General features: G+C 45.3%; 4 protein-coding genes and 1 pseudogene. 2 read left to right on the top strand and 3 right to left on the bottom strand.

The annotated features are described in order from the left end of the window. The first annotated feature begins 83 nt into the window (after nucleotides 1–83). The gene (locus QUA70_RS27800; RefSeq protein ID WP_333350987.1) at nucleotides 84–395 is read left to right on the top strand and encodes an FAD-dependent monooxygenase; all 312 of its coding nucleotides are present in this window, start codon (nucleotides 84–86) and stop codon (nucleotides 393–395) included. 256 nt (nucleotides 396–651) lie between these two features. Here QUA70_RS27800 and QUA70_RS27795 read toward each other — a convergent pair whose 3' ends face one another. After that, a complete protein-coding gene (locus QUA70_RS27795) occupies nucleotides 652–999 on the bottom strand; it encodes a DUF779 domain-containing protein (protein ID WP_333332241.1) in 348 nt (115 codons plus the stop codon). Nucleotides 1,000–1,275: 276 nt separating this feature from the next. After that, nucleotides 1,276–2,796: an acetaldehyde dehydrogenase ExaC gene (gene exaC / locus QUA70_RS27790; RefSeq protein WP_333332238.1), complete on the bottom strand. Its 1,521-nt coding sequence runs from the start codon at nucleotides 2,794–2,796 to the stop codon at nucleotides 1,276–1,278. 873 nt (nucleotides 2,797–3,669) lie between these two features. Here exaC and QUA70_RS27785 point away from each other — a divergent pair. Continuing rightward, on the top strand, nucleotides 3,670–4,872 hold the full coding sequence (locus tag QUA70_RS27785) for a phytochelatin synthase family protein (protein ID WP_333350989.1): 1,203 nt from the start codon (nucleotides 3,670–3,672) through the stop codon (nucleotides 4,870–4,872). 228 nt (nucleotides 4,873–5,100) lie between these two features. Here the strand turns inward: QUA70_RS27785 and QUA70_RS27780 are convergent. Continuing rightward, nucleotides 5,101–5,643, bottom strand: a pseudogene (locus QUA70_RS27780) (WD40 repeat domain-containing protein); the annotation flags it as partial.

The raw sequence follows: 5,643 nt of genomic DNA, 5'->3' as shown, positions 1-5,643 counted from the left end.
GGCTGCGATGAACAATGACTATATGATGCAAATTCTCAAGTGCTTTTGTCAAGCATGATTGAGATGCTCTTACCCTGCGAAATGTGATTGAGTCAACCCCTTTGGAAAATATTGTCTGTCGTTATTCCTATGACATTGATCCCCTGCCTCAACTATATGATGGCCGTGTTATCTTAATTGGTGACGCGGCTCACGCGAAAAGTCCGACACGCGCTAGAGGTATGACTTCAGGTTGGGAAGATGGTTTGTCTTTATCACGACATCTCATGTCTAGCGCTAATATTGCAGAAGCTCTGGCAAATTTTCAACCTGAAAGATTACCGATTGTCCACGAATATCAACGCACTAGCCGTGAAATTAGTCAGCAAATCAGGGCAAACGCCTCTAAATCCTGAAAGCTTTACGCTATCAGCGGTTTAATTTTGGGCAACCAAACTCAAATAATGGCTGAAACCTTTGTCCAGCAAGTATTCTAAAAATAAGATGCGTTTGCCCTCGTCAGAAAATTGGTCGTCGTTAGCCCACGCGAGAAACTTAGATAAAAACTTAAATAAAAATAGGTTTTTTCGCTCCCATGAAAGAAACCGGGTTTCAGGCTTAAGCAAATTCATGTTTTTAGAGAAACTGGAGGCAAGTTAAGGATAAAGAGAGTTAATCAGCATTAACAAATAAGCGAGAACGAGTAATAAAACGCTCTCCCTCCGGCCCTTCCAGGGAAAAATCGCTGCCTCCTGGCCCCGATGCCACATCTATAATTAACTGCGTGTGCTGCCAATATTTGTATTGCTGCGCTGCAATATAAAAGGGACAACCGCCTATTTCGCCCAGCATTACGTCACCATCACCGACGATCAATTCGCCATCGGGAAAGCACATGGGGGAACTACCGTCGCAGCAGCCGCCGGATTGGTGAAACATCAATTCTCCGTGTTGATTTTTGAGATGGTTAATTAATTTTAAGGCGGCTTCTGTTGCGATGACTTTTGCGATGGTTTCCATTTGAGAAGAAGGAACAAGGAACAAGGAACAAGGAAGAAGAAAATTTTTTTATTCTTTCCTCTTATCTCTTCCTCATCACTGAGAACTAATGATATCACATTCGATCTTCATGGGAATTATTCAGATATCTTTTATCTTCATCTGCGTGAATCAGCATCAAGCCCTTGTCATCTGCGCTTAACAAATTCTCTTTTTTTAACCGCAGATGAGGGCAGATAAACACAGATTAACGCAGATAAATTATATCAATTACCGTTGTACGGGATTTGATATGACTTAGAAGAAACCTAATGCTTTCGGGCTGTAGCTGACCAACAAATTTTTAGTTTGCTGGTAGTGATCTAACATCATTTTGTGATTTTCGCGACCGATACCAGATGATTTGTAGCCACCGAATGCTGCGTGGGCTGGATAGAGGTGATAGCAGTTTGTCCACACGCGACCGGCTTGAACGGCCCGGCCCATGCGGTAGGCGGTGTTGATGTCGCGAGTCCAAACTCCGGCACCTAAACCGTAGAGAGTATCGTTGGCAATTTCTAATGCTTCGGCTTCGTCTTTGAAGGTGGTGACTGCTAATACTGGGCCGAAGATTTCTTCTTGGAAAATTCGCATTTTGTTGTTTCCTTTGAAGACTGTTGGCTGGAAATAATAGCCGTCTTGCAAGTCGCCGGATAAGATGTTTCTTTCGCCACCAATCAGGCATTCTGCGCCTTCGGCGTGACCGATTTTGACGTATTCGGCGATTTTTTCCATCTGGTTGATGGAGACTTGCGCGCCGAGGGCGGTTGTCGGATCTAAGGGGTTGTCTTGTTTGATTTGGCGGATGCGATCGATCGCCCTTTCCATGAATCGATCGTAGATTGACTCCTGAATTAAGGCGCGGGAGGGACAGGTGCACACTTCGCCTTGATTGAAGGCAAACATGACTAATCCTTCGACTGCTTTGTCGAGGAATTCATCATCTTGGGCGCAGATATCTTCAAAGAAAATGTTGGGGGATTTGCCGCCTAATTCTAGGGTGACTGGGATGACGTTTTGGGAGGCGTATTGCATGATTAGCCTGCCGGTGGTGGTTTCGCCGGTGAAGGCGACTTTGGCAATCCGGGGACTGGTGGCGAGGGTTTTGCCGATTTCGGCGCCGGGCCCGTTAATGACGTTGATAACGCCGTCTGGTACTAAGTCGGCGATGATTTCAATCAGTACCAAGATTGAGGCGGGGGTGGGGCCTGCTGGTTTGAGGACGACGCAGTTTCCGGCGGCGAGGGCTGGGGCGAGTTTCCAGGCGGCCATTAATATCGGGAAGTTCCAGGGGATGATTTGTCCGATCACGCCTAGGGGTTCGTGGAAGTGGTAGGCGACTGTGGTTCCGTCGAGTTCGCCGATCGAGCCTTCTTGAGTTCGGATGCAGCTTGCGAAGTAGCGGAAATGGTCGATCGCCAGTGGTATGTCTGCGAGGCGGGTTTCGCGAATTGGTTTACCGTTGTCCCAGGTTTCGGCGATGGCGAGGCGATCGAGATTTTCTTCGATGCGATCGGCTATTTTGTGTAAAACCCGCGCCCTGTCTGCTGGAGAAGTCTTACCCCACTTGTCTTTCGCGGCGTGGGCAGCATCCAGTGCCAATTCTACATCCTCGGCGGTCGATCGGGGGATTTGACAAATTGATTTTCCTGTAATTGGAGACAGGTTTTCCGAGTATTTCCCTTTCACCGGTGGCACCCACTTGCCGCCGATAAAGTTGTCGTAGCGAGTTTGAAAAATCGACTGACTGCCGGATTGAACAGGTGCTGCTACTACCATTTTATTACCTGATTAAAAATTGTTTTCGCGAACGCTTGAAATCTCTTGAACATCAACTATCGTCTATTTTCCTGAAGTTGGGTCAGTTCATATACAAAGTTTTACATTTTTCACATATTTTGCATTCACTGTAGGGGCGGGTTCACCAACAATCTCAGGCTAAAACAAACCATTTCAAAAACCCGCCCCCACCCAACGGTAAACACGATCAATTAACTGTGACGCAGCTCTCCTTTGTGCTGCTATAAAAACATCCGATAACTGATAGTAATTTTTGACGAAATGGCTGGTCATGCCAACCAACAAGGGAGCAGAAAGTGGCGCTGTGAGATATTTGCTAATTCCCATATCGTTATCAGCCACCTCAATATCAATCCCCTGAACACCGACCCCTCAGTGCCAATCCAAATCACCTGCTTAAATTTGATTAATTGCAACTATTACAACTCTTGAGCCGACTCTTCTAAAACCTCGCGTGATTAAGGCTATTCATAAAAGTTTGATTTGTCTGAGATATTGCACCATTCTCAATAAGCTTTTTATGAACAGGCAAGATGCCTGTTCCACAAGAAAATTCACTCTTTGTGGAACAGGCATCTTGCCTGTTCTTGAGAAGGGTGCAAGATGTGAGATTTATCCGAGCTGCATAACGCTCAATCTGTGGCAAATTGCCGAATTATTTCATCACATTGATGCCTAGCCGTCCCTCGCAAATAATCACGTTTTTTAAATTTGCACCCCGAAAGTCAAACCTTCCCAGCGTTTTATTGCTAAAATTGAAAAAAATAGTTAATAAGTGCATTCATCATTATCAATGGGACGATATTGCATAATATTTATTAGCACCATAAGCAATAAGGGTTAAAACACTTAATGTCTGCTCAAGGGTTTTATCGTCGTTCACTCCCCGATTCTGCTATTGCCTTTTCCTCCGTAGAGGGAAAGCAAATATTTCGAGAAGCGTTGGCATTGGGAGGTATGGAAGGGTATTTTGCTCTAGCGGAACAGTTTCATACTCAAGCAGAACCCGCTTTTTGTGGATTGGGTAGTTTAGTTGTTGTTCTTAATGCTTTATCCATCGATCCGGGTCGCATTTGGAAAGGGGTGTGGAGATGGTATGGAGAGGAATTTTTAGACTGTTGCTTACCTCTTTCAGTCATTAAAGAAAACGGTATCACCTTTGATGAGTTTGTCTGTATAGCACGTTGCAACGGTGCTGTTGTAAAACCTAACCGTTACCACCAAAGCAGCTTGGAAAACTTTCGGCAAGCAGTTGAGGAGGTGACTACGGCGTCAGATGATATTCATCTAGTTGTTTCCTATAGCCGAAAGGTATTGGGACAAACGGGTGATGGTCACTTTTCACCAATTGGTGGCTATCATCCAAAGCGGGATCTAGTTCTTCTGCTGGATGTTGCCCGTTTCAAATATCCGCCTCACTGGGTTTCTCTGCCTTTGTTATGGCAAGCATTTGAACCTGTAGATCCCATCACTAATCAATGTCGAGGTTATATTTTATTGCAGAAGAGTGAAAGGTTGCCAGAAACCTTTTTTCATGTTGCTTGTGATTTACATCAGTGGCGTAGTGTTGCTGCTTACTTTGCAGAAATACTCCCAGACATTCTGAGAAAAGAGCAACCTGATTCAATTGCTTCATTTGTCAGTACCATCCTGCACCATTGGCCTGTTGAATTCACAACCATGCTGCATACCTCGTCAGAGACGCCAGAGACACTTGAGAAATTACGGGCAGCTATTGAGTTAAATCCACTGTTTGATATTGTTCACCAATGCTTGTCAAGCGATGACTGGGATGCAATGTCTGTTGTAGGGAAGTGGCCGCAACAGCTATTCGTAGCAGAGATAATAACAGCAATATTACTGTCGTGCCCCGAAACGCTCTATGCAACTCTCAAACCAGAGTTACGACTGTGGTTTAGTGAGGTTCGCCACCTTGAGAAACTACTCCCTCCCTGGGATGTAGAGATATCTAGATTGAGAGAACAAATGTCCGCACTCCAGGAGTTTTATGTTTTATATTCAAAGGGACATCAGTGTAATATCCCTCAGAGTTAGCACTTACCGCCTTTTGAACTCCCCAAATCTCGATTAACTACAAAAGTGAAAATTAAATAGCAAGATTTAATAATGCGATGCTGGTGGCGGTTGTGGATGAAGATTCGCCGCAGCGAAATATTGGGGTTGTGACTGATGCGAGTGAGGAATGGACAACGGAAAAAGTGGAAGTAGTGGTAAAAAAATGTAGGACGTGCATCTGGCTGGCTGGGTGTTTTTGCCTAAATCCTATTTGATTGACTCTTGGCTGAGGTAATCAGCACACATCTGTTTATCCTCTTCTGTTGCTTTCGGATTGGTTCTGAGGTAATCGCCGCTCCAATTGCAACCTAATGCCATTAGTTTATCAACATCCCAAATCCACAGTTTGATGGTCTTGTCAAAGCTTGCAGAAGCCAATGTCTTGCCATCTGGACTAAAGGCGATGCTCAAGACCGAACTGCTATGCCCGGTGAGGGTAGCGATGGGTTTTTGGCTTTGCAGGTGCCACAGTTTGATGGTCTTGTCAAAGCTTGCAGAAGCCAAAGTCAAGCCATCTGGACTAAAGGCGATGCTCAAGACCGAACTGCTATGCCCGGTGAGGGTAGCGATGGGTTTTTGGCTTTGCAGGTGCCACAGTTTGATGGTGTTGTCATAGCTTGCAGAAGCCAAAGTCAAGCTATCTGGACTAAAGGCGACGCTATAGACCGAACTCCTATGCCCGGTGAGGGTAGCGATGGGTTTTTGGCTTTGCAGGTGCCACAGTTTGATGGTGTTGTCATAGCTTGCAGA

The organism is Microcoleus sp. LAD1_D5 (genome assembly GCF_036702115.1).
In the GTDB taxonomy this organism is placed as follows: domain Bacteria; phylum Cyanobacteriota; class Cyanobacteriia; order Cyanobacteriales; family Microcoleaceae; genus Microcoleus.
This window is presented reverse-complemented; position numbering and strand designations above follow the sequence as displayed.

Coding starts and splice junctions, on each gene's coding strand:
- QUA70_RS27795 (WP_333332241.1), bottom strand. CDS start 999: ATGGAAACCATCGCAAAAGTCATCGCAACAGAAGCCGCCTTAAAATTA.
- exaC (WP_333332238.1), bottom strand. CDS start 2,796: ATGGTAGTAGCAGCACCTGTTCAATCCGGCAGTCAGTCGATTTTTCAA.
- QUA70_RS27785 (WP_333350989.1), top strand. CDS start 3,670: ATGTCTGCTCAAGGGTTTTATCGTCGTTCACTCCCCGATTCTGCTATT.